Source organism: Catenulispora acidiphila DSM 44928 (genome assembly GCF_000024025.1).
GTDB lineage: Bacteria > Actinomycetota > Actinomycetes > Streptomycetales > Catenulisporaceae > Catenulispora > Catenulispora acidiphila.
Genome location: NC_013131.1, coordinates 644,810 through 669,022, shown reverse-complemented (window position 1 = coordinate 669,022; position 24,213 = coordinate 644,810). Strand labels below are relative to the sequence as shown.

Genomic DNA, 24,213 nt, shown 5'->3' with positions numbered 1-24,213 from the left:
GTGACCATCCTCGCCCAAAAACGCTGATCCCCTGTCCGAACGGCCGGACGACTCCCTACGATGACCGGGTGACCAGCCTCGCCCCGACCCGTTCCTCGCTGCCGGATGACGACAGCGAGGAGGATTACGGCGGCCGCCGCCGCGGCCGTAGCGGCTCGCACCGCGAACGCGGACGCGTCTGGTGGCGCCCGAACCTGGACCCGCGCGACGACGAGCAGGGCGAGCTGACGCTGCGCGAGCGCCTGGTCCCCTCCTTCGCGCGCGAGCCGTGGTGGGTGACCTGGGGCTTCCCGCTGCTGATCACGCTGGTCGGCGGGTTCATGCGGTTCTGGCATCTGGGCCTGCCCAAATGGGTCATCTTCGACGAGACCTACTACGCCAAGGACGCCTGGGCGACCATCCACTTCGGCCACGAGATCGGCTGGCACGACGACGGCCCGGGCGTCGGCATGGCCAACGACGACCACGCCATCATCGCCAACCCGCACATCTGGCGGACGCTGGTCGCCAACCACCAGGGCAACGCGGTGCACCCGCCGGTCGGCAAGTGGATGATCGGCGCCGGCGAGTGGCTGTTCGGCTTCACCCCGTTCGGGTGGCGCTTCATCCCGGCGGTCTGCGGGACCCTGGCGATCCTGATGACCGCGCGCATCGCCCGGCGCATGTTCCGCTCCACGCTCATCGGCTGCCTGGCCGGCGTGCTCCTGGCCGCCGACGGCCTGGAGTTCGTGATGAGCCGCACCGCGCTGCTGGACATCTTCGTGATGTTCTGGACGCTGGCCGCCTTCGGCTGCTTCCTCGTCGACCGCGACAAGATGCGCTCCAGACTCGTCGACTGGCGGGAGAGCTTCCCCTCCACTCCGCTGCCCGACGACGTCAAGGCGCCGCCGCTGGGCTGGCGTCCCTGGCGCATCGCCGGCGCGGTCTGCCTGGGGCTGGACCTGGGCACCAAGTGGAGCGGGCTGTGGATCATCCCCTGCTTCATCGCGATGTCGCTGCTGTGGGACCACGCCGCGCTGCGCGCCGTGGGCATCCGGCGCCACTGGTCCGGCTTCCTCCGCCGCGAGACCTGGCAGACCACGCTGCTCGGGCTGCTGGTCCTGGCCACCTACGCCGCCACCTGGACCGGCTGGTTCGTCACCAAGGACGGCAACTACCGCCAGTGGGCCGCGCAGAACAACGCGATCCACGTCCCGGTCCTGTCCGCGCTGCGCAGCTGGTGGGAGTACCACTGGCAGACCTATCACTTCCACGTGAACCTGGACTCGCCGCACGCGTACATGTCGAACCCGTGGAGCTGGCTGGTCATGGGCCGCCCCACCGACTACTACTACTGCTCCAAGGGCGCGACGGGCTGCCCGCCGCTGGCCGCCGACCAGCACCAGCAGGTCCTGGCGCTCGGCACGCCGCCGCTGTGGTGGTTCGCGAGCCTGGCGCTGGTCTGGTGCTGCTGGCGCTGGATCGCCCGCCGCGACTGGCGCGCCGGCTCGATCCTGTGCGGGATGCTCGCGGCGTGGGCGTTCTGGCTGAACTACCAGCACCGGACGATCTTCACGTTCTACGCCGTCGCCTTCGTGCCGTTCATGTGCCTCGCGGCGGCGTACCTGCTGGGGGTGATCGTCGGACGCTCCGACGCGCTCCAGTACCGGCGGGTCTGGGGCGCGGTCGTCGCCGGCGCCATCACCGTCTACATCCTGGTGATGTTCATCTACTTCTATCCGATCCTGTCGGCGCAGACGATCACCTACAACCAATGGCTCGACCGCATGTGGTGGCCCAGCTGGATCTAGGACCCCGTCCACTCGCAACCGCGACGACAGCCCCGGCGACACGCCGGGGCTGTTCTCTTTTGTGCCGTCTTCCGCCGCGCCCCGCCAGCGGCTACCGTCCAGTAACATGGAACTCTCCTACGCGCGCCGCGGCTCGGGCGAACCCTTGGTCCTGATCCACGGCATCGGCCACCGATGGCAGGCCTGGGAACCGGTTCTGGACCGCCTGGCCGAACACCACGACGTCATCGCGATCGACATCCCCGGCTTCGGCAAGTCCGCGCCGCTCAAGCTGGCCGCGGGTCAGCACCCCACGATCGGGCTGGCGATGGAGCGCATCGCCGAGTCCTTCCCCGGCTTCGGGATCGAGCGCCCGCACGTCGCCGGCAACTCCCTGGGCGGCGCCCTGGCGCTGGAGCTGGCCCGGCACGGCCTGGCGGCCTCGGCGACCGCCTTCTCCCCGGCAGGCTTCTGGCACACGCGCTGGGAGACCGCGTGGGCGCTGGGGAACCTGAGCCTGACGCGCGCCGCCGCCTTCGCCCCCGAACCGGTCCTGCGCTACATCGCCGACCACGAGACCACCCGCGCCCTGGCGTTCGGCATGATCTTCGGCAAGCCGCGCCGCCTGGACCCGGCGCTGGCCCTGGCGGACACCCTGGCGCTGCGCGCGGGCCGCTCGTTCCGGCCGGTCGGCAGGGAGGCGAAGCACTACCGCTACGCCGGCGAGAGCGACGTGCCGACCACGGTGGCCTGGGGCACCAAGGACCGCATCCTGCTGCGCCGCCAGTTCGCCCAGGCCAAGCAGGTCCTGCCGAAGGCGCGGTTCGAGGATCTGCCGGGCTGCGGGCACGTGCCGATGAACGACGACCCCGAGCGTGTCAGCCGCCTGATCCTGGAGACGACGGGGGCGCTGCCCGCCGGAACGCGAGAGGTCGTAGGACCATCCGACTTGTAGACTCGCGGTCAGGGACGTCGTTGCCACCTTGGGGATGGACCGCATCTGATGACGGAGAACTGGCAGCAGGAACCCGCACCGCGGCTCTCCACCGCGCGTGACCGTGCCGAAGCAGGTCCGGAGTCGATTCCGGTTATGCCGCACGGACTCAAGCCGGTCCCCATGTCCCGTCCCGGCGGTCCGCGTCCGGACGCTCCGGCGCCGCCCTACCAGCCGCAGTCACGCTGGCAGGAGCCGCAGGTCTACATAGCGAACACCTATATAGACAGTCCCTATACGCCGCCCACTCCGCCTCCCTCACAGCCGCCCCCGACTGCCGACCCGCGTATCGGCAACTCTCGCGTCGGCAACCCCAGCGACGGCAATTCGACGATGATGGTCGCGGTCGGCACGGTCCAGCCCGCCGCCTCGCGCCCGCCGGAGGTCAGCACCGTCGAGGAGGCCGAACGCATCCTCGGCTACGCCGTCGACTCCCTGGACGCCGACCCGGACCTGTACTCCATCGGCACGGTCACCGACGGCGCGGTCTGCCTGATCCCCGACGACGGCCGCTGGTCCATCTTCCTGGCCGACGGCGGACGGCGCCGCTACGCCGGCTCGTTCGACAACCCCGAGCAGGCGGCGATCCACTTCGCCGGCGTCCTGCTCATCGCCGCCGCCGAACGCGGAGCGCTCCCCAAGCACGCCGCCGGACGCGCGGCGCTGCCCGGACGCAGCACCGATCCGCTGGCCGAAATGCTCGCCGGACCGCCGATCACTCCTTTGGCCGGCGATCCGCCGACCACGCTGTACTCCGACCAGCGCCTCACGATCCTGACTCCGGGCACGGAGGTGGACCGCTTCGGGGACCAACAGGGCAACACCGTCTACGCGGCGCGCACCAGGTACCCGCACCGTTCCCTGCCTCCGGACTACATAGGGCGGCCCTACAGGGTGTACCGAGTCCGTGACCCACTGCGTGCCCTCACCGGTACGGCGATTCCGTGGTTCGGACAGCCGGGAGGCGGTATGGCGTACCTGTTGCCGCGCCCTATAAGAGACCTTCTCCATGAGGGAGCCCTGGTAGAGATCCCCTCGGCAACACTGGCTCCTTCCTAAGGTTTGCTGTGGGGTTTGCTCTGAGCTTCGTCGTAAGGCTGTAAGCACTCCTCGACAGCCGATCGGGAACGCGCGACACTGGTCACGCGTTTCCAGTTAAAAGCAGTAATAGGTGTTGTCGAGGTGACGCCGTGTCCTCTTCCCTTTCAGATCGCCGTACCGACGCCCGCTTCCGGGCCGACCGCAACCTCAGCGCGCGGATGCTGTCCGTCATGGTGCTGCTGGCTGCCGTCTACGGCGCCGCGATCCTTCTGATGATCCGCTTCATGGGACGCGCCTGGCCGCTCGGGCTCGCCGTGGTCGTCGCCTTCGCCGTGTTCCAGATCCTGACCTCCGGCAAGGTCGCGATGCGCACCATGGGTGCCCGCGAAGTGAGCGCCGAGGAGGAGCCGGAGCTGCACGCTCTGGTCGACCGCCTCTGCGCCTTGTCCGGTATGAAGAAGCCGACCATCGCGGTGGCCGAGTCCCGGATCCCGAACGCCTGCGCCGTCGGACGCTCCAAGGGCGGCGCTACCCTGTGCGTGACCCGCAGCCTGCTGGACACGCTGGACCCGCCGGAGCTCGAGGGCGTCATCGCCCACGAGATGGCGCACATCGAGCACGGCGACGCCGCGGTGATGACCGTCGCGGCCTTCGTCGGCGTCCTGGCCGGACTGGTCGCCCGGGTCGGACTGCGCTTCATCTACATCGGCGGCCGGGCCCGCGGCCTGTGGCACATCATCGTCGCGGCCATCGGCCTGATCGCCCTGGCCACCGCGACCTGGTTCGTCTCGCTGGTCCTGACCCGCTCGCTGTCCCGCTACCGCGAGTTCGCCGCAGACCGCTCGGCGGCGCAGCTGACCGGCAACCCCTCGGCGCTGGCCTCCGCCCTGGCGAAGGTCGAGGCCAAGGTGCACGGCGGAGGCGGCATCCCGCAGACCGACCTGCGCAAGGCCGGCGCGCTGAACGCCTTCTACTTCGCCCCCGTGACCTCCGCCAAGACCACAGCGCACCACCTGCTGTCCACGCACCCGACGACGCAGGCTCGGCTGGACCGCTTGGTCAAGATGTCTACTGAGATGTCAAAGAACGGCTAAAGGCTCAACTAGTCGTTCTGTGACGGCCGGGTCACGCCTCGCGGCGGGACCCGGCCTTCGCCATGAGAAGGCCGTGTTCGAGCCGATTTCGATCACCCCAGGGCACTCACCCGGTCACCGGCCGTGCAACGGTAGACCCCTGAGATCACGCTCCTGATCAAATACGAATGTTCGAGCCTTTTGATTCTCGGCTGCTATGCTTCGCGGGTTTTCCGAGCCGCACCACCCCCCTGAGAACTATGCAAGCATCGGAAGGACCCGCAGCATGAGCGAGAGCCAGAACCAGTCCCAGTGGGAGCGTGTCGGCGGGGAGGCAGCCATCAAGGCCGTCCTCGACCGCTTCTACGAAGGCGTGCTCGACGAGCCGCAACTCGCCGGCTTCTTCGAGAGCGTCGCAGTGGACGACATCAAGCCGCACATGGCGGAGGTGCTCCAGGTCGTGCTCGGCGGCCCGGGCGCGCGGACCGACATAGACCTGGCGGGCTACCTCACCGAGGCGCACGCCGACCTCGGCGTCTCGCTGTCCGACTTCGAGCTGACGGGCAAGGTCCTGCTGGACACGCTCGAGGAGTTCAGCGTTCCCGACGACATCGTGGAAACGATCGAGGGCGTACTGGCCACGGTGCAGCCCTTCGTGGTGGCCGCGTAGTCGTGATGGATCCGCACCTCCTGCGCACCTCCTGGGCGAAGGTCGCCCAGTACGGGGAGCAGGTCCCGCTGTTCTTCTACGGCCACCTGTTCCTCAGCCATCCCGAGGTGCGCGCGATGTTCCCGCCGTCGATGGCGGCACAGCGCGACCGGTTGGTCGCCGCCCTCGGAGCCGTCGTGGCCAACGTCGACAACCTCGACTCGGCCGTGCCGTTCCTGCAGGGCCTGGGCCGGGACCACCGCAAGTTCGCGGTGGAGCCCGGCCACTACCCGGCGGTCGGAGCGAGCCTGCTGGCCACCCTGGAGCAGTTCCTCGGACCGGACTGGACCCCCGCGGTCGCCGAGTCCTGGACCGAGGCCTACGGCATCGTCGCCAAGGTGATGACCGACGCCGCCGCCGCAGCCTCCGAAAGCACCCCGCCGTGGTGGGAGGCCGAGATCGTGGCGCACGAGGTGGTCGGCGGCCGGCGCGACATCGCGCGGGTCACCATCGCCACCCGGCAGCCCTACGCCTACACCGCCGGCCAGTCCATGACGCTGGAGACGGCGATGGCGCCGGCCCGCTGGCGCTTCTACACCCCGGCCAACCCGCCCCGCCAGGACGGGTTGATCGAACTGCACATCAAGCTCGTCGGCGCGGTGTCCTGGCAGCTGGTCAACATCATGGGCGTGGGCGACCGGCTGCGCCTGGGCCCGCCGGTGGGGTACCAGCTGACCCTGGCCTCCACCGCCCCGGGCACCGACCTGCTGCTGATCGCCGGCAGCACCGGGGTCGCGCCGCTGCGCGCGATCGTCGAGGAGCTGGCCCGCACGCCCGACCACGGCCGCCACGTCACCCTGTTCTACGGCGCCCGCATCGGCAGCGACCTGTACGACCTGCCCCGCCTGGAACAGCTGGCCGCGCACCACGGCTGGCTGAGCGTGATCCCGGTGGTCTCCGACGACCACGCCTGGGAGGGCCGGCACGGCCTGGTCGGCGACATCGCGGCCGCCTACGGGAACTGGCCCGGGCACGAGGTGTTCATCGTCGGTTCGGCCGGGATGTGCGAGCACACTGCGGCCCGCTTGAAGGAAGCGGGAGTGATCCCGGGCGCCATCCACCTGGAGGAGAGTCAGCCGTGAGCTTCAATGAGTACGACGGAGCACCGGGCGGCACTGGCGCCCGGCGCCCGGAACGGCTCAGTGCCGAGCAGATCGACGCCTGGGAGTTCCCGCGCGCCGGGCTGGCGCACCGCGGCTTCGACGAGGAGGGCGTGCTCCGCTTCAAGCGGCGCGTGCTCGGCGAGCTACAGGCCGCCGCCCAGATCGAGACCGAGCTGCGGCAGCGCAACGACGAGCTGACCAACCAGCTGCGCACCACCTACGCGGGCAGCGATCCGGCCAACGGCGGCGCGGCCGCCGCGCCGGCGGCGCCCTCGTCGTTCGCCCCCGAGCAGCGGGTCACCGCCGCCGCGGTCAACGCGATCGCGATGGCGCAGCGCCAGGCCGAGGAGCAGATCCGCGCGGCCGAGGAGTACGTCCGCAACGTCACGGAGTACGCCCGCAACCAGTACACGGTCACGGTGAACGAGGGACACCGGCAGGGCCTGCTGGCGGCGGAGTCGGCGTTCCAGCGGCGCAGCGAACAGCTCTCGACCAGCCTGCACTCGCTCGAGCAGCAGCTGGAGTTCCTCAAGGCGTTTGGCGTCGCCTTCGGCGTGCAGGTGGAGGGCGCGCTGGAGAAGGCCCGCGAGGAAGTGCACGTCATGATCAAAAACATCCACCAGGCCTTCGACGCGCTGAACCGCAACCCGCCGCAGTCCGCGGGCGCGCCGCCGGTCATGGGCATGGCGGGCCTGCACGCCGGCTCCGCCCTGCCTGGTACCGCCTGACACTGGTCTTCGCACGACCAGGCACGCCCCCGCGCCCCTGCCTAGGCTGGGAACCATGACGACAAAGGTTGCTTTCCTGGGACTGGGCGCGATGGGCGCGCCGATGGCGGCGCGCGTCATCGGCGCCGGCTACGAGGTCGTGGTGTGGAACCGGACAGCCGCCCGCACCGAGCCGCTGGTCGCGCTCGGCGCGGGCGCGGCGGCGGATCCGGCCGGGGCGGTGGCCGGCGCCGAGTTCGTGATCACGATGCTCTCCGACCCGGCCGCGGTGACGGCTGTCGCCGAGGCCATCGCCGGAGCGCTGCGCCCGGACGCGGTCCTGGTCGAGATGTCCACGATCGGACCGGACGGAACCGAGCGAATCAGAGGCCTGATTCCCGCCTCGGTCGGCCTGGTCGACGCCCCGGTGATGGGCAGTGTGGACCGCGCCGCCGACGGGACGCTGGCGGTGCTGGCCGGCGGCACGCCGCAGGACCTGGCGCGCGTGGCCGATCTGCTGAAGCTGTTCGGCAACGTCACCGAATGCGGCGGACCCGGAACCGGCTCGGCCCGCAAGCTGGTGCTGATCAGCGGCATCGTCGCCGGGGTGGCGGTGGTCGGCGAGACACTGGCGCTGGCCGAGAAGCTCGGTCTGCCCGACCCCCGCGCGGTGCTGGAGGCCAGCCCGCTGGGCGGACTGGTGGCCCGCGCCTTCGCCACCGGCGTCGACTTCTCCGCCGAGATGGCCGCGAAGGACCTGCGGCTGGCCGGCGAGGTGCTGGACCTGCCGGTGATCGCCGCCGCGCAGCGCGCGCTGGAGGCGGTCCCGGACCCGGACGCCGATCTCGGCGAAGCGGTGCGGGCGCTGAACGCAAAGCGCTGATTCGGTTCGGCGCGCGAGCACGCAGGCACGGAGTGACGCAAGCACACAGTCGCGCAGGCACGGAGTTACGCAAGCACACAGTCACGCAGGCACGGAGTCGGGCCGCCCCGAAACAGCGGCCCGGCCCCGTGCGTTCAGGGTGCGCCCGCTTCTACTCGCTGTCGACTACCGTCCCGACTGCCAAGAGCGCGCGGTACGGCAGCCGCATCGTGCCCTCGGCGTCGGTCATCTCGGCGGCGACACGCAGATAGTTCTCGTGGAAAGCGGCGCGGACCTCAGGGGTCTGCGCCTGGTAGGTACGGCCGGACGGACCGACGCCGGACCCCATCGAGATCCACCACTCCTCCGCGGTCGTCAGGTGCTCCCAGTCGATGACGGTGGTGGTGACGTCCGCCAGACCGATCTCGCGGAACAGCCCGGCGAGCCCTTCCTCGGTCCGCGGGTAGTCGTCGGCGAGGACCAGCGGCGGCATCTGCCGCGGGATCCAGCCCTCGGTCATGGCTCCGGTCCGGGAGAAGACCGACCGCCCGGCGGAGCGCTCCGCGGGCCACAGCGTGAACGCCACTCGCCCGCCCGGCTTGGCGATCGCGCGCAGGGCCCGCATCGCGACCTTCGGCCGCCCGAAGTGGTCGAGCACGAAGTTGCCGACCACGGCGTCGAACGTGTCCGGCTCGAACGGCAGATCCGGCACGACCGCCAGCAGGAACTCCGCCTCCGGCGCCTTCCCCCGCGCCAGTGCGAGCATCGAGGGCTCGGCGTCGACCGCCGTCACCCGCGCCCCGCGCGCCACGGCCGCCCGGACGAGCGTGCCGGTCCCGGTGCCGACGTCCAGCAGAGCACTGCCGTCCTGGACCCCGGCGCCGTCGAGAAGAGCGGGAATCGTGTGGGCGCACAAGGCGGCGTAGACGGCTTCGTACCCCGAGCCGGCATCGGCCCACAGCACGCGCTCGGCGTCGTCGTAGGTCGGGGAAGCCTGGGAGGGTTGGGAGTTCTGCGGGGATGTCGATGGATCTTCGGGCTCGGCCACGCCGGTAGCCTAGCGGGATGCGCGCACACCACCGGGTGGCTTCCCGCAACGCCAGGTTCCAGCAGTGGCAGACCCTGCTCACGAACCGTCAGAAGCGCCAGCGCGCGGGACGCTTCCTCGTCCAGGGCGTCCGTCCCCTCACCCTGGCCGCCGAACAGGGCTGGCGCATCGAGGAACTGCTGGTCGACGACGACCGCCGGCTGTCGCGCTGGGCCGAGGACTTCCTCGACGCCGCCCACACCGCCGACGCCGACGTGATCGCCCTGCCCGCCGACATGCTGGCCGAACTCGGCGAGAAAGACCAGGAAGCGGCACCGGAACTGCTCGCCGTGGTCGCCATGCCCCCGGACGACCTCATCCGCATCCAGATCACGGACACGTTTCTCGGCGTCGCCTTCGACCGCCCCGCCCAACCGGGCAATCTCGGTACCCTGATCCGCTCGGCGGACGCCTTCGGCGCCGACGGCGTCGTCGTCACCGGCCACGCCGCCGACGTCTACGATCCCCGCACCGTGCGCGCCAGCACCGGATCGCTGTTCGGTCTGCCGACCGTGCGCACGCAGTCCCACCGCGAAGTGCTGGAGTGGCTGAGCGAAACCGGCGTCACGGTCGTCGGCACCGACGAGGACGGCGACACCGACATCGAGGACTACGACTTCTGCGCCCCGACCCTGTTCGTCGTCGGCAACGAGGCAGTCGGGATGAGCACCGGCTGGCGCGAGGCGTGCGACCGTGTTCTGAGCATCCCCATGCGCGGAACAGCGAGTTCACTGAACGCCGCCAACGCCGCCACGGTCGTTCTGTACGAAGCGGCGCGGCAGCGCAGGCAGAAGTAGCTACGCGCTATCCCAGCCCATAGACCTCGGTCGCAGTACCGCCGAACACCGCTTCCCGCTCCGCCTCGCTCAGCTCGGAGGTCAGCTGCATCGCGGTTTCCACAACCTGTGGGTAACCCGCCGCCAGCGTGCTCACCGGCCAGTCGCTGCCGAACATCAGGCGCTCGGGTCCGAACGCCTCCAGCACGAGATCGGAGTAGGGCCGCAGGTCCGCGACCGTCCACCGCTCCGCGTCGGCCTCGGTGACCATGCCGGAGAGCTTGCAGGCGACGTTCGGCAACTCTGCCAGGGCCCTGATATCCGACGCCCAAGGCTCGCGCTCGCCGCTCGCGATATTCGGCTTGCCCAGGTGGTCCAGGACGAAGCGCAGGTCAGGGAGGGCTCGCGCGGCGGCAACGCACGCCGGGATCTGGTCGGCCCGCACGATCAGGTCGAAGGCCAGCCCATTGGAGGCGAGCTGTCGCAGACCTCTGCGAGTGTCCGGGCGGGTCAGCCACCCGCCGTCCGGCAGCTCCTGCACCTGGTGCCGGATGCCCACCAGACGCCGTCCGCCTACGCCGGAACGCAGTTCACTGAGACGCTCGCCGAAGTCCGGTGCGGCGACGTCGGTCCAGCCCACCACTCCGGCGACGAGATCCGATGTCTCGGCGAGCGCCAGCATCTCCGGCGTCTCGTCGGCCGCGTGGATGGTCTGCACCAGCACCGTCGCCGAGACGCCGGCGGCCGCGGCCAGCGGCTCCAGGTCGGACAGCAGGAAGCTGCGGCGCAGCGCGGGCAGCTCGGCGGTCCAGGGCTGGTCTCGTACGGCCAGGTCCCACAGGTGGTGATGCGCGTCAATGATCCGCATCCTCAGCCCTCCGGCAGTTCGAAGATCATCGGCAGCGGCTGATCCCCGCCCACCAGCGAGAAGTCACGGAACACCCCGACGCGCGCCTGCCACGCGCGATCGTCGTCCTTGTCCGCCAGGAACGCCCGCAGCGCCTCCCAGTCCTCGCATTCGACCAGGTGGAAGAGGTCCACGCCGTTGCGCCAGATCGTCCAGGCGGTGCAGCCGCCGGCCCGCAACAGCTCGGGGATCTCCGGCGGGATGTCGTCGTGAGCTTGTTCGTACCCTGTGACGCCCTCGGGCTTCAGCCGGGTGTGGATGGCGACCCGCACCAGGACTCCCCTCATTCATCGGATCTTTCCCGGATCGGCCGCCGAGTCTAGTGCCTGTTTGCGCCGAGGCAAACGAACACGTCCAATGGCTCAAGTGAAGGACCCGACTCCCGTCAAGGACCACGCCGTGCGCCTCGTCCGCTTCCAGCGGATCGAGATCGACGCGACCCGGCTGGTCCTGTCGGGGATCGCGCTGGCGCTGCCGGTCGCGATCGGCGCCGCGACCGACCGCCTGGCCGACGGTCTGACCGCGGTCCTGGGCGCGCTGCTGGTCAGCGCGGCCGGGCACGAGGGCGGATGGCGGGCGCGCTGCGTCGACCTCGGCGCCTCGGCGGCGGTCGGCGCGCTGGTGGTGTGGCTCGGAGCGCTGATCGGCGCGCACGGGAACCTGGCGAGCGTCTGGATCGTCGCGATGGCCTTCGGCGCGGCGATGGCCGGCGGCATCGGGACGCTGGAGGCGCGGATCGCGGCGAACGCGACCGTGTTCACCGTCATCGGCGCGCATCTGGGCACGGGTCCTGAGTCGCCCGGGCACATCGTGCTCTACGTCGCGCTCGGCATGGCGGCGGCGGCCGCGCTCACCCTCGGCACGCACGCGCTCGGCCGCGCGCTGTCACCCCTCCGGCGCAGGGAACTCGAGGGTCCGCCGGGACCGGAGTGGCCGTTCCGGCGCAGCGTGCCGAAGTGGCGCGCGGGGCTGCGGACGTGGCACGGCTGGCAGTACGCGGTACGCCTGGTCACGTCGATCGCGGTCGCCGAGGTGGTCTCCCAGTTCCGACCCGGCGCCCACACGTACTGGATCGCGCTGACCGTGACGCTGGTGGTGCTGCGCGACGAGGCGGCGGCGCCGATGCGCGCCCTGGAGCGGGGACTCGGGACGACGATCGGCGTGCTGGTCGGCGGCGGGCTGATCGGGGTACTGCCGACGTGGGGCATTGTGGCGCTGATCGGCGTGATCGGCGCGGTGCGGCCGTATCTGAAACTGGCGAACTACACCGCCTACGCCGCGGTGATGACACCGCTGATCACCATGCTGAACGAGCTCGGGAACGACATCTCGTGGGCGGTGCTGCGCGAACGCGTCTTGGACACCCTGATCGGCTGCGCGATCGGGCTGTGCGTGGGCTATCTGCCCTGGCGGATGTGGGCAAACAGACAGCGCTGAAAGATAGGGGAACCTAACCTCGCGGAATACGATCTCCTCATATGTGGTTGAAGAAGCTGTTGAAACTTCAACCAAAGGAGGATCCACCGTGAGCCAGATGCAGTTCGGCGTCTTCACCGTCGGAGACGTGACGCCCGATCCCACGACGGGCCGTGCGCCGACCGAACACGAGCGCATCAAGGCCATGGTGACCATCGCCGAGCACGCCGAGCAGGCCGGCCTGGACGTCTTCGCCACCGGGGAGCACCACAACCCGCCGTTCGTCCCGTCCTCCCCCACGACGCTGCTCGGCTGGATCGCCGGGCGCACCTCCAAGCTGCTGTTGAGCACCGCGACCACGCTGATCACCACCAACGACCCGGTGAAGATCGCCGAGGACTACGCGATGCTCCAGCACCTGGCCGACGGCCGCGTGGACCTGACCCTGGGCCGCGGCAACACCGGCCCGGTCTACCCCTGGTTCGGCAAGGACATCCGCGACGGCATCGACCTGGCGCTGGAGAACTACGCGCTGCTGCGCCGGCTGTGGGACGAGGACGTCGTCGACTGGTCCGGCCGCTTCCGCACCCCGCTGCAGAACTTCACCGCCGCGCCCCGGCCGCTGGACGGCGTCGCGCCCTTCGTCTGGCACGGCTCGATCCGATCCCCGGAGATCGCCGAGCAGGCCGCGTACTATGGGGACGGCTTCTTCCACAACAACATCTTCTGGCCCAAGGAACACACGCAGCGCATGGTCGCGTTGTACCGCCGGCGCTTCGCCCACTACGGGCACGGCACGGAGGAGCAGGCGATCGTCGGATTGGGCGGCCAGGTGTTCATGCGGAAGAACTCGCAGGACGCGGTACGCGAGTTCCGGCCCTACTTCGACAACGCCCCGGTGTACGGCCACGGGCCCTCCCTGGAGGAGTTCACGGCCGAGACCCCGCTCACCGTGGGCAGCCCGGAGCAGGTCGTCGAGCGCACGCTGTCCTTCCGCGCCTACGCCGGCGACTACCAGCGCCAGCTGTTCCTGCTGGACCACGCCGGCCTGCCGCTGAAGACGGTGCTGGAGCAGATCGACCTCCTCGGCGCGGAGGTGGTCCCGGTACTGCGCAAGGAGTTCGCGATCGGCCGCCCGGCCGGCGTCCCAGACGCGCCGACGCACGCGAGCCTGACAGCGCGGCACGACGAGCGGTCGGCTCTGTCCGACACGAAGGAGGCCATCGCACCGTGAGTGCATACGAGGCGGCGGACAACGCCTTCGGCGACGAGGGCTACCCGCCCCCAGGCAACAGCGCCTGGTTCGGCGGAGCACCAGGAGTCCCAGCCCTCCCCGGCGACGGCGCCCCGGCGAACGGCCACGAGTTCGCCCCGGCAGCCGGCTTCGGCACGGCGCCGGGCGGCTTCGGCGCGGCCATCGGCACCGCCTTCGCCGACGCCGGATTCGGCGCGATGCCGACCGGTGGCGGCGACTTCGGCGGGGCGAACGGCGCTGGCTTCGGTGGTGCAAATGGCAGCGGCTCCGGCGGTGCGAGCGGCACTGGCTCCGGCGGTGCGAATGGCGCTAGCTACGGCGGTGCGAACGGCGGCGGCTACGGCGCGGGCGATGGCTTCGGTGGCACAAACGGCAGCGGCTCCGGCTCCGGCGGTGCTAACGGCGCTGGCTTCGGCGCTTCTCACAGCAGCGGCACCGGCTCCGGCTCGACCTCCGGCCGCACCGCCCTCCCGGACTACCCCGCCTCGAGCCCCAACGCCGTCGCGTACACCGACCCCGGGTTCGGCCGTCAGGACTTCTCCGCCCCGCCGGCCACGCGTCACGCCGCCGATCCGACCAGTAGCAGTGCCCTGCTCCCGGCGCTGGCGCACCCGGGTCCGCCGCGTCCTGGTCCGGCCGGCGACGTCCTGCGGCTGGTGGCTGTCACCGCCGGGCTCGGGCAGCCCTCGACCGCGCGTATCCTGGCCGACCGGCTCGCCGAGGCGGCTCGGGCGCGGCTGGGCGAGCGCGGGCGGCAGGTGCTCGTGGAGGTCTTGGAGCTGCGCGATCTGGCGCTGGACATCGCCGGGGCGATGGTCGCCGGCTTCCCGGGCGCCAAGCTGCGCGCCGCGCTGGACGCCGTGGAGGGCGCCGACGGCCTGATCGCCGTCAGCCCCATCTACACCGCCAGCTACAGCGGCCTGTTCAAGTCCTTCTTCGACGTCCTGGACAAGGACGCGCTCACCGGCAAGCCAACCTTGATAGCGGCCACCGGCGGCACCGCCCGGCACTCGCTGGCCCTGGACCACGCCCTGCGCCCGATGTTCGCCTACCTGCGCGCCTTCATGGTCCCGACCGCGGTCTTCGCCGCCTCCGAGGACTGGGCGTCGACCGGCGAGAACAGCCTGAATGAGCGCATCAGCCGCGCCGGCACCGAACTCGGCGACCTGATGGCCGGCACCCCCGCCGCCGGCCGCCGCCGCCGCGACGAGTTCGAGGACGTCGTGCCCTTCGAGCAGCGGATGGCCGCACTCAGGTCCGGGATCTGAGTCTCCCGCTCAGATCCGGCATCTGAGTCTCCCGCTCGGAGCCGGCATCTGTTTTCGGAGTGCTCAGATCCGGCAGCGGATGGCCGCGCTCAAATCCGGCATCTGAGGTCCCCGCTCAGGTCCGAGGTCTGCTTTCGGCACTCGCATCATTCGGAGTCTGATTCGCTCTAAGAGCCCTGAGCCGCCCGCCACCCGCGCTCACAACCGTGCCTTCCCCTGCAGCTCCGGCCACGTCAGCACCGCCGACCCCCACGCCAGCCCGGCGCCGATCGAGGTCATCAGCACCCGCTCCCCGGCGCCGAGCCGTCCGCTGTCGTGCGCGTCGGCCAGTGCCAGCGGGATCGACGCCGCGACCGTGTTCCCCACGTCCTCGATGTTCGCGACCACGCGCTCCGCGCCGATCCCCAGCCGTTCTGCGACCCCGCGGATGATCCGGATGTTCGCCTGGTGTGGAACGAACCGCCGCACCGACCCCGCGTCCCACTTCGCCTTCGCCAGCACCCGCAGCGAGGACGCGGTCATCTCCTGGACCGCGCGCCGGAACACGGCGGGACCGTCCATCACCAGATACGGCCTCTGATTCGCCACCGGCATCCCCAGCCGGTCCCGCGCCCCGCCCCCCGGTACCTCCACCGTCGCCACCTGCGAGCCGTCGCTGCCCAGGTCGAAGGCCCGCAGCGCGCCCGGCTCGTCCGGCGTCCCGGCCCGCAGCACCAGCGCTCCGGCGCCGTCGCCGAAGATCGAGGCGGTCAGCCGGTCGGCGGGATCGACCAGGGTGGTGAAGGTGTCCGCGCCGATCACCAGCACCCGGTCGGCCATGTGCCCCCGGATCAGCGCGTTCCCCGTGGCCAGGGCGTGCACGAAACCCGCGCACACCGCGTTGACGTCGAACGCCGCGATCCCGGTGTACCCCAGCCGCGAGGCCACCTCCGGCGCCGACGCCGGGCATAATCGGTCCGGGGTCGTGGTGGCCAGCAGCACGACGTCCAGCGGCCCGAGTCCGGCGCCGGCGTCGGCCATCTCCAGGGCCCGGGCTCCGGCCTCCACGGCCAGGTCCACGGTCGAGACGCCGTCGGCGACGTACCGCCGGCCGATGCCGAGCCGTTCTCTGATCCACGCGTCGGAGGTCTCCAACCGTGAGCTCAGTTCGTTGTTGTCGACGGAGCGGGGCGGCACGCACCCGCCCACTCCCTGGACGACTGCCGCGCGTGTGGTCACGCGGTCGATTCTCGGGGGGACAGACCGGACTCACATAGGACTTTCGCGGTAAATTCACCCGTTAGGTTCATCTTCCGTTTGTCTCCGCCAGGTTCGCCATCCCATCGTGAACGATCATGGACTCCCCGTGGATCTTCACCGCCTTCCGCGCCCCGGCCGACCCGGGCGCGGCGCCGGACGCCCTCCAGGAGATACGGCATCTCCGCGCCCGGATCCTCTTCGACGAAGGCCGCCGCCCGGCCTTCCGCAGCCGCGCCGGCGACCACGCCGACGACCAGCCGCAGGATCACGGCGCCTGGCACTTCGCCGCCCGGCGCGCCCGCGACGGCGCGCACGGCCCGCCGCTGGGCTACGTCCGCCTCCTGACACCCGTGACCGCTTCCCTTTACCAGTCCAGGGAATTCCTCGGCAGCACCCACTACGAGGAGGTCCTGAGCACCGAGGGCCTGAACCCCGCGGCAGTGTTCGAACACAGCCGGCTCGTCGTCGAGCACCGGGCCCGCAAGCTCGGCCTCGGACTGCACCTGAACGCCCTGGCCGTGGCCGCCGCCCACGAGCTCGGCGCGGCGGCGATGATCGGCACGTCCGGCACCGCCGACGGCCAGGACCGCTTCCACGCGCGCTTCGGCTTCCACCCGGTCCCCGGCACCCGGCGCTACGTCGAGAAGTACACCGAAGACGTCGTCATCCTGCTGCACCGCACCGAGGAAGGCGCTGGCGAGCACACTGCCCTGGTCGACGAGTACCGGCTGCTGTTCCGCTACGACCTGATGGAGGACGCCGGCCTCGCCGAGCCGTCCGTCCCGCTCGCCCGCTCCGCTCAGTCGTCGCTGTCGTCGCTGTCTTCCCTGTCCTCGCGATCCGCCGCCAAAGCAGAACCCTCATTCACCGTCCCCGACCGCGGACCGGTCTGGCGTGACGCCCCGCCGCGCCGCCTCACCGCGATCGGCCCGTCGGACCCGCACCGCTGGAAGCCCGTCCTGTTCGAGCCGGCCCAGCCCGACGCCCGCGCGGCGATGACCTCGCTGCTCAACACCGGCGCGGTCCGCGAGGTCCTCGACACCGTCGACGCCCAGCTCGAGGAACTGATCCGGGCCCGCGACCCCGGCCGCGTATTCGACGCCGACGCCCTCGCCGACGCCCGCAGCGACCAGCTGGAGGGCGCGCGCCCCTGGGCCTACGGCACGTGGGCCTGGTACCCGTGGTCCGGCCGCCTGGTCCACGTCCTGCCCCGCGAAGAGTTCCGCCTCGTCCGCACCGACCGCAACCGCGGCAAGATCGACCGTCCCGAACAGCGCAGGCTGCTGGACAAACGGATCGGCGTCATCGGCCTGTCGGTCGGCAACAGCGCCGCGCTGACCCTGGCGCAGGAAGGCGTCGCAGGAGCCTTCAAACTCGCCGACTTCGACACCCTGAGCGTGTCCAACCTGAACCGCCTGCGCGCCGGCCTGCACCAGATCGGCGTGAACAAGGCGGTGCTGGCAGCCCGGCAGATGTTCGAGATCGACCCGTATCTGGACATCGAGATCTTCCCCGCCGGTCTGACCGAGGACACGGTGAGGGAGTTCTTCCTCGGCGGCCACGGTCCGATCGACCTGCTCGTCGAAGAATGCGACACCCCGTGGGTGAAGCTCGCCGCCCGCGAAGCCGCGCGGGACCTGGGCGTGCCGGTGGTGATGGACGCCAACGACCGCGGTCTGCTGGACATCGAGCGCTTCGACCGCGAACCGCACCGGCCGCTGCTGCACGGTCTGCTCGGCGCGCTGACCCCCGACGACTGCCTGGATCTGACCTTCGCCGAACGCGTGGACCTGATCCTGGCCATGGTGGACGCCGACCGCGTCTCCCCGGCGCTGGCGGCCAGCATCCCGGAGATCGGCCGCACGCTCAGCAGCTGGCCGCAGCTCGCCTCCGGGGTGGCTCTCGGGGGCGCGCTGGTGACCGAGGCCGCCCGGCGGATCCTGCTCGGCAGCCCGTGTCCTTCCGGCCGGTTCTACGTCGATCTGGAGGAGCTGATCCGCGCCGACAAAAACGTGGTGGGCGCTACGGATTCGCCGGGCGGTACCGCGTCAGGCGATCCCGGTCCCGATCCTGATCCTGATCCGGCTCAGGCCGCGGTCAGCTTGCCCAGCGCCCCGTAGAACCAGACGTTCTCCGCGCCGACGGCGTCCTCGGCCTTGTCGGGACGCCAGGCCGGCAGGTTCACGATGCCCGGCTCCAGGATCCGGAAGCCCTCGAAGAAGCCCGCGATCTGGTCCCGGGTCCGCGGCGAGGGGTTCTTCATGACCGCCTGGTACTGGCTCTGGACGTCGCGGACCAGGTCGCCGGTGGCGCCGTCGATGGTGGCGTGCGTCAGCGCCAGGTAGCTGCCCGGAGCCAGCATCCGCCGGTACTTCTCCAGCACGCCGGCCGGGTCGTCGTGGTCGTCCACGAAGTGCCAGGCGGCCAGGGCGGTCAGCCCCACCGGCTTGTCGAAGTCGATCAGCGACTTGACGGTGGGGTCGCCCAGGACGCGCTCGGCGTCGGTCATGTCGGCCAGCACCGCGCCGGCGTTGTCGTCGCCGCGCAGGATGTAGTTGCTGTGGCTCACCGCCGGCGGGTCGTTGTCGATGTAGACGACCCGCGCGGCGGGGTCCACGGCGTGGGCGAGTTCGTGCACGTAGTTCTGCGTCGGGATCCCGCTGCCGAGGTCCAGGAACTGCCGGACCCCGTCGTCCAGCATCACCCTGATCGCCCGGGCCAGGAACAGCCGGTTCTGCTGCAGGATCATGCGGCCGTTGGGCTCGATCGCCAGCAGCTGCCGCCCGAAGTCCCGGTCGGGGGCGAAGTTGTGCTTGCCCCCGAGCAGGAAGTCGTACAGCCGCGCGACGCTGAACACGTCGGTGTCGATGTTCGACGGGAGGTCGTCGAAGATCGCGTCCACGTCGTGGCCGTCGTGCGCTGGAGTCGGTTCGCTCATCGTCTTCGTGCTCCTTGGGGAAGTCGGAGGGGGGATCGGACGGCCGCTTCGGCGGCTCACATCCCGCAAAAGCCGCAACCCGCCCCTCTAAGCTTGCACTTTTCCCTCGCCGGCCGCTGGAGAACGGCGACCTTTATAAGACCTCTTCCATAGAATTCGCCGGGCGGCCGCCGTTGTCGACGGCGCCGCGCTGCTTGGCGTAGTGGTCCAGCCGCACGTCCAGCGCCTGCACGACCGCCTCGCCGTTGTACGGCGCCAGCTGCTTGCGCGCCCTGGTCATCTCGGTGGTGAGCCGCACCGAACCGGCCAGGGTCGCCATCCGCGCCGCCTCCGCCAGCGCCTTGCACGCCGCCGGGACGTCGCCGAACTGCACCTGCGCCTGCGCCCGGCGGGCGAGCGCCATCGCGTTGTTGTGCAGGTAGGCCGGATTGAACCGCTGCTGCGCCAGGGCGCCGGCGTCGGCGGCCTCCACCGGGTGCCCGAGCAGCAAGTGGCACTCGCTCTCCCGGGCCCAGTAGAACGCCGGACCGTAGAAGCCCCACCGCTCGGCGGCCGGCTCGGCCCAGTCGATGCGCTGCATCTGCCGCCGCTCGCGCTCCAGCGCCGCCAGGCTCCGGGCGCCCTGCCCGGCCGAGGCGTAGACCCGGGCCGTCATGTCGGCGGCGTAGGCCTTGGCGCGCCGGCTCGGGCTGCGCTTGGCTGCCTCCTCGGCGGCCTGCGCGTGGTCGATCGCGGTCTGGTGGTCCCCGGCGGACATGCTCAGATGCGCCTGCGCCGCCAGGATGTTCGCCGCCAGCTCGTAGTCGTCGGCCTGGTAGGCGGCCTTGCGGGCGTCGTCGTAGTAGAACCGGGCCGCCTCGTCCTGGCCCATGTTGAACATCATCCAGCCCAGCAGGTGCGCCAGATCGCCGTAGACGACCCAGGCCTGGCCGGTCAGTCCGGGCGGGGCGTCCTTCACCACGGCTTCCATCATCGCGCGGACCGCGAGCCCTGTCTGCAGTGTCGCGGACGGTCCCAGGGCGGCGTTCTGCTGGCGCAGGCCGCCGACGATCAGCCCGGTGTTCTCCACCATCGCCGGATCCACGCGGCCGGCCGGGGTCGGCAGGACCGCCTCACCCGCGAGCGGCGCGGCGGCGGCGACCGCGAACAGGCTGCTGAGATTCAGCAGCGCCGAGCGCCGCGACAGGCTGTTCCCGCCATCCGGCGGCTCGATCAGAGAACTGATCTCCGCCGCCGAGGACATGGAGGACAACAGCTCGCCGGGGTTCGTGCCGACGTCGTCCCGCAGCGGCTTGGGCGGCGGGGCGCCGAAGTACGGATCGAACCGCACATCGGGGTTCTGGACCGCAGCCGCAAGTGCGTACGACTGCGGAGCTTGGCGGGGCGGCGGCAGGCTCATCGAGCCGCCCGGGCCCGGTTCCCTGATCTGGCTGAACAGCGGGCGCTTCTTGGCGCCGTAGTCGTCCAGGTCGGACAGGAGGTCCGCGACGCTGCACTCGTAGAGCTGCGCCATCCGGTCCAGCACTTCCAGCGACGGCGCGTAGCCGGTGGAGCTGGGCCAGGCCTCCCAGTAGGAGAAGTTCTTGAAGGTCTTCGGATCCTCCGGCCAGCGCCGGTTCCACCGCTCCGCGGCCTCCGGCTGGGTCCAGCCGCGGGCCTGGCGCAGCGCGACACGCGCGTTGACGTGGAACCGCCGCTGGAACTCCCGGCCGATGTCGGCCCAGGAATGGTCGGAGGCCCGCAGCTGTTCGGACAGCTGGACCTGGATCTGTTTCAGACTCCTGGGTTTCCTGCTCATGGTTCGGCGATCCCTGCCTCGGCGGGCGGCCCCTCACCGTCCGGACCCGTCACGCTGCTTCCCGTACTCACGAATGTGGCGCGCCTGTTCACCTGCTACGGGACCGGGGTCTTTTCCTCCCAGCCTTGCCGGGAGAAAATGTCGGTTGACGCATTGTCCCATCGCCCAGCGCGATGATGTGGAGCAGTTGGTGTAACCGAGGCGGACTTCAGGAGGACTCGCCGTGCGAACGACTCAGGAGTCGGAGAACTGGGCGGTCGAGTTCATCCGCACCGACGGGGAGAATCAGTCACTGTCTGTCGAGGACGGCTTCTCGACCCGCGGGGACGCCGAATACTACGGCCAGTGCACATGGTCCTCGCCCGGCGGCCGGGGCATCGAGCAGGTACGGGTGCGGCAGCTGCCGCGCGGCCCGTGGATGCCGGTGGCTCCAGCCTCGGTCTGCGGAGGGATCCGCCTCTAGCACCGGCATCGGGGGGATTGCCGGCACGCGTCCGCAGTCCGCGTGCCGGTTCACGGGGATCCCAGCCCGTCCGGGAACGGCTCGCTGTTCGAGTCGGCCCGGGCGGGTTATTCAGTTTCTGAGGTCTGGTATCAAGCCGCCGCGCTCCCCAAGCCCAGGAAGCGCGACGGCCGGGGGCACTCTATCGAACAGGCGGCCCGGTTTCCCCTGCTCGACCGGCGAGGAAAGCCCGCTCGGCTTCGTTGTCGGTGAGCTCCAACGCTTGGCGGTAGGCCTTCGTCGCTTCCGCGTCGCGGCCGAGACGGCGCCACAGATCCGCCTTGATCGCCGGCAGGTACGGATACCGCGCCAGCCGATCGTCTTTCTCCAACTCAGCGACGGCGTCGAAAGCTTTCTCCGGACCCTGAGCCATCGACAGCGGCACGGTTCTGTTGAGCGCCACGGTCGGCGACGGCCAGACGGCGAGGAGCCGGTCGTACAGGACCACGAGCTGCGACCAGTCCGTCTCCTCGTACGTCGGCGCCTGCGCGTACAGCGATGCGATCGCCGCCTGCAGGAGATAGCGCCCGGCACGGCCGCCGCGCAGTCCGGCGACGATCAGTTCGTGCGCCTCGGCCAGAGCCTCCCCGTCCCACTGGGAGCGGTCCTGCTCTTCCAGGCGGAGTAGACGGCCGTCGGCGTCGGTGCGGGTGGCGCGCCGGGTGTCGGTGACGAGGAACAGCGCGAGCAGGCCGCGCACCTCGGGCTCGTCGGGCATGAGGTCACGGAGGGTGCGCGCCAGAAACAAGGCTCGGTCGGTCAGCTCCGTGCGCAGCAGATCAGGGCCCGAAGGCGCGGTGTGACCGGCGGTGAACAGCAGGTGGACGACCCCGAGGACGGCGCCGAGCCGGTCGGGCAGCTCCGCCGCGCGCGGCACACGGAAGGGGATGCGCGCCGCGGAGATCTTCTTCTTCGCGCGGGTGATCCGGGCCGCCATCGTCGATTCGGAGACCAGCAGCATCCGCGCGGTGTCCGGCGTCGACAGGCCGCAGACCAGCCGCAGGGTCAGCGCCAGCTGCGCTTCTTGGGCGAGCGCGGGATGGCAGCAGGTGAAGATGAGGCGGAGCCTTTCGTCGGGGACGGTGGCTTCCGGGTCGGCTTGGTCTTGGTGGTGCTGTTGGCCTTCTCGGGCTTCTTGGTCTTCCTGACCTTCGCGACCTTCCAGCTCGATCAGGAGTGGGAGCTTCGAGCGGAGCGTGCGTTCGCGGCGGATGGCGTCCATCGCGCGCCGTTTGGCAGTGGTCGTCAGCCACGCCGCGGGCTTGGCGGGAACGCCGTCACGCCTCCACGCCGACAGCGCGGCGGCGTACGCCTCCTGGACACATTCCTCGGCCAGGTCGAAGTCCTGCGCGACGCGCACCGTCGCGGCGAGCACGAAGGCCCACTCGCGGCGATGCGCGTCGGCGACCGCCCGCGCGACGTCGTCGGCGTCCGTCATCGAGTGCTGGGCGGAAGGCTGCCCACGACGGGCCGCACTTCGATGCCGCCGCGCCCCCACTGCACGGCCGGATTGCGCTTGGCCAGCTCCAGCGCCGCGTCCAGGTCGGGAGCCTCGACGACATAGAACCCGGCGACGACCTCCTTGGCGTCGATGAAGGGCCCGTCGGTGACCGCGTCGCCGCGCACGGAGGTGGCGGTCTCGACGGAATCCAGGGCGTAGGCGCTGCTCAGGACGCCGGACTCGATGAGGTCCTCGGCGTGCCGCTGGCTCGCCTGCTGCTGCTCGGGGGTGTAGTCGCCGGCACCCGCGGTGTCGAACAAGAGGATCGCGTACTGGGCCATGGTGGGTCTCCTTGGTGGTGCGGTCGATTCACCCCTGCCGTCGAACGGGTCGCGCGGAATCGACAGCCCTTCGCGAATTATTTTCCTCGAACACTTTCCCGAGCAGGGCATGCAACTGCTCTCGCTCGTCCTTCGTGAGCGGTTCCAGGACCTCGCTCTGGACGACATCGGCTTCCGCGTCCAGCTCGGCGAGCAATGTCCGGCCGGCGTCGGTGAGCGTGACGGTGATGCGCCGACGGTCCGCGGCGTCCCGGGCCCGCTCGACGGTTCCCCTCCCAGCCAGCTCGTCGATGATCTTCGCCATATCGCTGGGATCGATCGCCAACCGCGCCGCGAGGTCGCGCTGCACGTGCGGCCCGAAATCGGCGAGCGCCGCCAGCACCGCGTGGTGCCACAGCCGCAGCCCGCGCTCGGAGAAACGCTCAGCCAGCCGCCCGCGAGCGATCTTCCCGGTCCGCGAGAGCAGGTAGGTGGTCAGGCTGGTCAGAGAAGGCGGCGCCGTCTGCAGGTCATCCATGGTATGACTATAGGCGTCGCCCCATCATGGGTGAACACCCACTAATTTTGGAGACGCCATGGACGCGCTGCACCCCCGCCTGCTGGTGACCCGTTTCGCGGAGATGTTCGGCTTCTACGAGGCCGTGCTGCCCGAGATGCTCGGCGCGAAGCTGATGAAGGGCTCCGCGGGCGGGCCGTACGCCAACTGGGACGTCGAGGACCAGGCGGTCCTGATCCTGTTCGACCGCGCGGCGATGGCCGCCCTGGCCGGGACCCGGGACCTGCCGGCGAGCGCCGCGCCCGCACAGGACCACACGATGTTCGTGTGCCGCGTCGAGGACGTGGACGCCGGCGCTGAGTTGTGCGTGCGACACGGCGCGACGCTGGTCGTCGGGCCGACGGACCGTCCGGAGTGGGGTCCGACGATGCGGACCGCTCATGTGCGGGATCCCGAGGGGAACCTGATCGAGTTGCAGTCGTACTAAGCCG

The 24,213-nt window shown here is 70.6% G+C and carries 24 protein-coding genes; 15 read left to right on the top strand and 9 right to left on the bottom strand.

Features of this window, described 5'->3' with window-relative positions; genetic code table 11:
* The first annotated feature begins 68 nt into the window (after positions 1–68).
* The 8 genes from CACI_RS02865 to CACI_RS02830 all read left to right on the top strand — a co-directional run bounded on the left by CACI_RS02865 (position 69) and on the right by CACI_RS02830 (position 8,279).
* A complete protein-coding gene (locus CACI_RS02865; protein WP_012784814.1) occupies positions 69–1,790 on the top strand; it encodes a dolichyl-phosphate-mannose--protein mannosyltransferase in 1,722 nt (573 codons plus the stop codon).
* 106 nt (positions 1,791–1,896) lie between these two features.
* Positions 1,897–2,724, top strand: coding sequence for an alpha/beta fold hydrolase (locus CACI_RS02860; RefSeq protein ID WP_012784813.1), 828 nt, complete (start codon positions 1,897–1,899; stop codon positions 2,722–2,724).
* Positions 2,725–2,772: 48 nt separating this feature from the next.
* Positions 2,773–3,822 carry a TNT domain-containing protein gene (locus CACI_RS44965; protein ID WP_012784812.1) on the top strand — a complete coding sequence of 350 codons (1,050 nt, stop codon included), beginning with the start codon at positions 2,773–2,775 and terminating at the stop codon, positions 3,820–3,822.
* Between the two features lie 131 nt (positions 3,823–3,953).
* Positions 3,954–4,898: a M48 family metalloprotease gene (locus CACI_RS02850; RefSeq protein ID WP_012784811.1), complete on the top strand. Its 945-nt coding sequence runs from the start codon at positions 3,954–3,956 to the stop codon at positions 4,896–4,898.
* A 265-nt stretch (positions 4,899–5,163) separates the two neighbouring features.
* On the top strand, positions 5,164–5,547 hold the full coding sequence (locus CACI_RS02845) for a group I truncated hemoglobin (protein ID WP_012784810.1): 384 nt from the start codon (positions 5,164–5,166) through the stop codon (positions 5,545–5,547).
* Between the two features lie 5 nt (positions 5,548–5,552).
* Positions 5,553–6,668: a globin domain-containing protein gene (locus CACI_RS02840; RefSeq protein ID WP_012784809.1), complete on the top strand. Its 1,116-nt coding sequence runs from the start codon at positions 5,553–5,555 to the stop codon at positions 6,666–6,668.
* A complete protein-coding gene (locus tag CACI_RS02835) occupies positions 6,665–7,417 on the top strand; it encodes a hypothetical protein (RefSeq protein ID WP_012784808.1) in 753 nt (250 codons plus the stop codon). The genes CACI_RS02840 and CACI_RS02835 overlap by 4 nt, the downstream gene beginning before the upstream one ends.
* Positions 7,418–7,472: 55 nt before the next feature.
* Positions 7,473–8,279, top strand: coding sequence for an NAD(P)-dependent oxidoreductase (locus tag CACI_RS02830; protein ID WP_012784807.1), 807 nt, complete (start codon positions 7,473–7,475; stop codon positions 8,277–8,279).
* A gap of 151 nt (positions 8,280–8,430) precedes the next feature.
* On the opposite strand, the gene CACI_RS02825 is transcribed toward CACI_RS02830, so the two are convergent.
* On the bottom strand, positions 8,431–9,306 hold the full coding sequence (locus CACI_RS02825; RefSeq protein WP_012784806.1) for a class I SAM-dependent methyltransferase: 876 nt from the start codon (positions 9,304–9,306) through the stop codon (positions 8,431–8,433).
* A 17-nt stretch (positions 9,307–9,323) separates the two neighbouring features.
* Here CACI_RS02825 and CACI_RS02820 point away from each other — a divergent pair, with 17 nt between their 5' ends.
* Positions 9,324–10,142 (top strand): TrmH family RNA methyltransferase, encoded by an 819-nt coding sequence (locus CACI_RS02820; RefSeq protein WP_012784805.1) that lies wholly within the window; start codon positions 9,324–9,326, stop codon positions 10,140–10,142.
* 7 nt (positions 10,143–10,149) lie between these two features.
* Here the strand turns inward: CACI_RS02820 and CACI_RS02815 are convergent, their stop codons facing one another.
* Together CACI_RS02815 and CACI_RS02810 are read right to left on the bottom strand one after the other, a co-directional pair.
* On the bottom strand, positions 10,150–10,989 hold the full coding sequence (locus CACI_RS02815; protein ID WP_012784804.1) for an amidohydrolase family protein: 840 nt from the start codon (positions 10,987–10,989) through the stop codon (positions 10,150–10,152).
* Between the two features lie 2 nt (positions 10,990–10,991).
* Entirely contained in the window at positions 10,992–11,315 is a 324-nt protein-coding gene (locus CACI_RS02810) for an L-rhamnose mutarotase (RefSeq protein ID WP_012784803.1), read from the bottom strand.
* Positions 11,316–11,394: 79 nt separating this feature from the next.
* Here CACI_RS02810 and CACI_RS44960 point away from each other — a divergent pair, with 79 nt between their 5' ends.
* The 3 genes from CACI_RS44960 (at position 11,395) to CACI_RS54040 (ending at position 14,967) form a co-directional block, all read left to right on the top strand.
* On the top strand, positions 11,395–12,465 hold the full coding sequence (locus CACI_RS44960; RefSeq protein ID WP_143765128.1) for an FUSC family protein: 1,071 nt from the start codon (positions 11,395–11,397) through the stop codon (positions 12,463–12,465).
* 97 nt (positions 12,466–12,562) lie between these two features.
* Positions 12,563–13,678: an LLM class flavin-dependent oxidoreductase gene (locus tag CACI_RS02800; protein WP_041541032.1), complete on the top strand. Its 1,116-nt coding sequence runs from the start codon at positions 12,563–12,565 to the stop codon at positions 13,676–13,678.
* Positions 13,679–14,289: 611 nt separating this feature from the next.
* The gene (locus tag CACI_RS54040) at positions 14,290–14,967 is read left to right on the top strand and encodes an FMN reductase (protein ID WP_395994359.1); all 678 of its coding nucleotides are present in this window, start codon (positions 14,290–14,292) and stop codon (positions 14,965–14,967) included.
* A gap of 198 nt (positions 14,968–15,165) precedes the next feature.
* On the opposite strand, the gene CACI_RS02790 is transcribed toward CACI_RS54040, so the two are convergent.
* Positions 15,166–16,185, bottom strand: a complete 1,020-nt coding sequence (locus CACI_RS02790; RefSeq protein WP_012784799.1) for a beta-ketoacyl-ACP synthase III — start codon at positions 16,183–16,185, stop codon at positions 15,166–15,168.
* Positions 16,186–16,301: 116 nt separating this feature from the next.
* Between CACI_RS02790 and CACI_RS02785 the strand changes: the two genes are divergently transcribed.
* Positions 16,302–18,326 (top strand): ThiF family adenylyltransferase, encoded by a 2,025-nt coding sequence (locus CACI_RS02785; RefSeq protein WP_012784798.1) that lies wholly within the window; start codon positions 16,302–16,304, stop codon positions 18,324–18,326.
* Here CACI_RS02785 and CACI_RS02780 read toward each other — a convergent pair.
* On the bottom strand, positions 18,293–19,144 hold the full coding sequence (locus tag CACI_RS02780) for an SAM-dependent methyltransferase (protein ID WP_012784797.1): 852 nt from the start codon (positions 19,142–19,144) through the stop codon (positions 18,293–18,295). The two genes, CACI_RS02785 and CACI_RS02780, sit on opposite strands and share 34 nt — an antisense overlap.
* 133 nt (positions 19,145–19,277) lie before the next feature.
* Positions 19,278–20,942, bottom strand: coding sequence for a helix-turn-helix domain-containing protein (locus CACI_RS44955; protein ID WP_012784796.1), 1,665 nt, complete (start codon positions 20,940–20,942; stop codon positions 19,278–19,280).
* A 223-nt stretch (positions 20,943–21,165) separates the two neighbouring features.
* Between CACI_RS44955 and CACI_RS02770 the strand changes: the two genes are divergently transcribed.
* Positions 21,166–21,405, top strand: coding sequence for a hypothetical protein (locus tag CACI_RS02770; protein ID WP_012784795.1), 240 nt, complete (start codon positions 21,166–21,168; stop codon positions 21,403–21,405).
* Positions 21,406–21,586: 181 nt separating this feature from the next.
* Here the strand turns inward: CACI_RS02770 and CACI_RS02765 are convergent, their stop codons facing one another.
* From CACI_RS02765 to CACI_RS02755, 3 genes are read right to left on the bottom strand one after another with little or no spacing between them, the layout of a single operon-like run.
* Positions 21,587–22,882 carry an RNA polymerase sigma factor gene (locus tag CACI_RS02765; RefSeq protein WP_012784794.1) on the bottom strand — a complete coding sequence of 432 codons (1,296 nt, stop codon included), beginning with the start codon at positions 22,880–22,882 and terminating at the stop codon, positions 21,587–21,589.
* On the bottom strand, positions 22,879–23,226 hold the full coding sequence (locus tag CACI_RS02760) for a YciI family protein (protein ID WP_012784793.1): 348 nt from the start codon (positions 23,224–23,226) through the stop codon (positions 22,879–22,881). Before CACI_RS02760 ends, CACI_RS02765 begins: the two co-directional genes overlap by 4 nt.
* A gap of 28 nt (positions 23,227–23,254) precedes the next feature.
* Positions 23,255–23,743, bottom strand: coding sequence for a MarR family winged helix-turn-helix transcriptional regulator (locus tag CACI_RS02755; protein ID WP_012784792.1), 489 nt, complete (start codon positions 23,741–23,743; stop codon positions 23,255–23,257).
* Positions 23,744–23,801: 58 nt separating this feature from the next.
* Between CACI_RS02755 and CACI_RS02750 the strand changes: the two genes are divergently transcribed.
* Complete coding sequence (locus CACI_RS02750) at positions 23,802–24,209, top strand: VOC family protein (protein ID WP_012784791.1); 408 nt, start codon at positions 23,802–23,804, stop codon at positions 24,207–24,209.
* Positions 24,210–24,213: the final 4 nt, after the last annotated feature.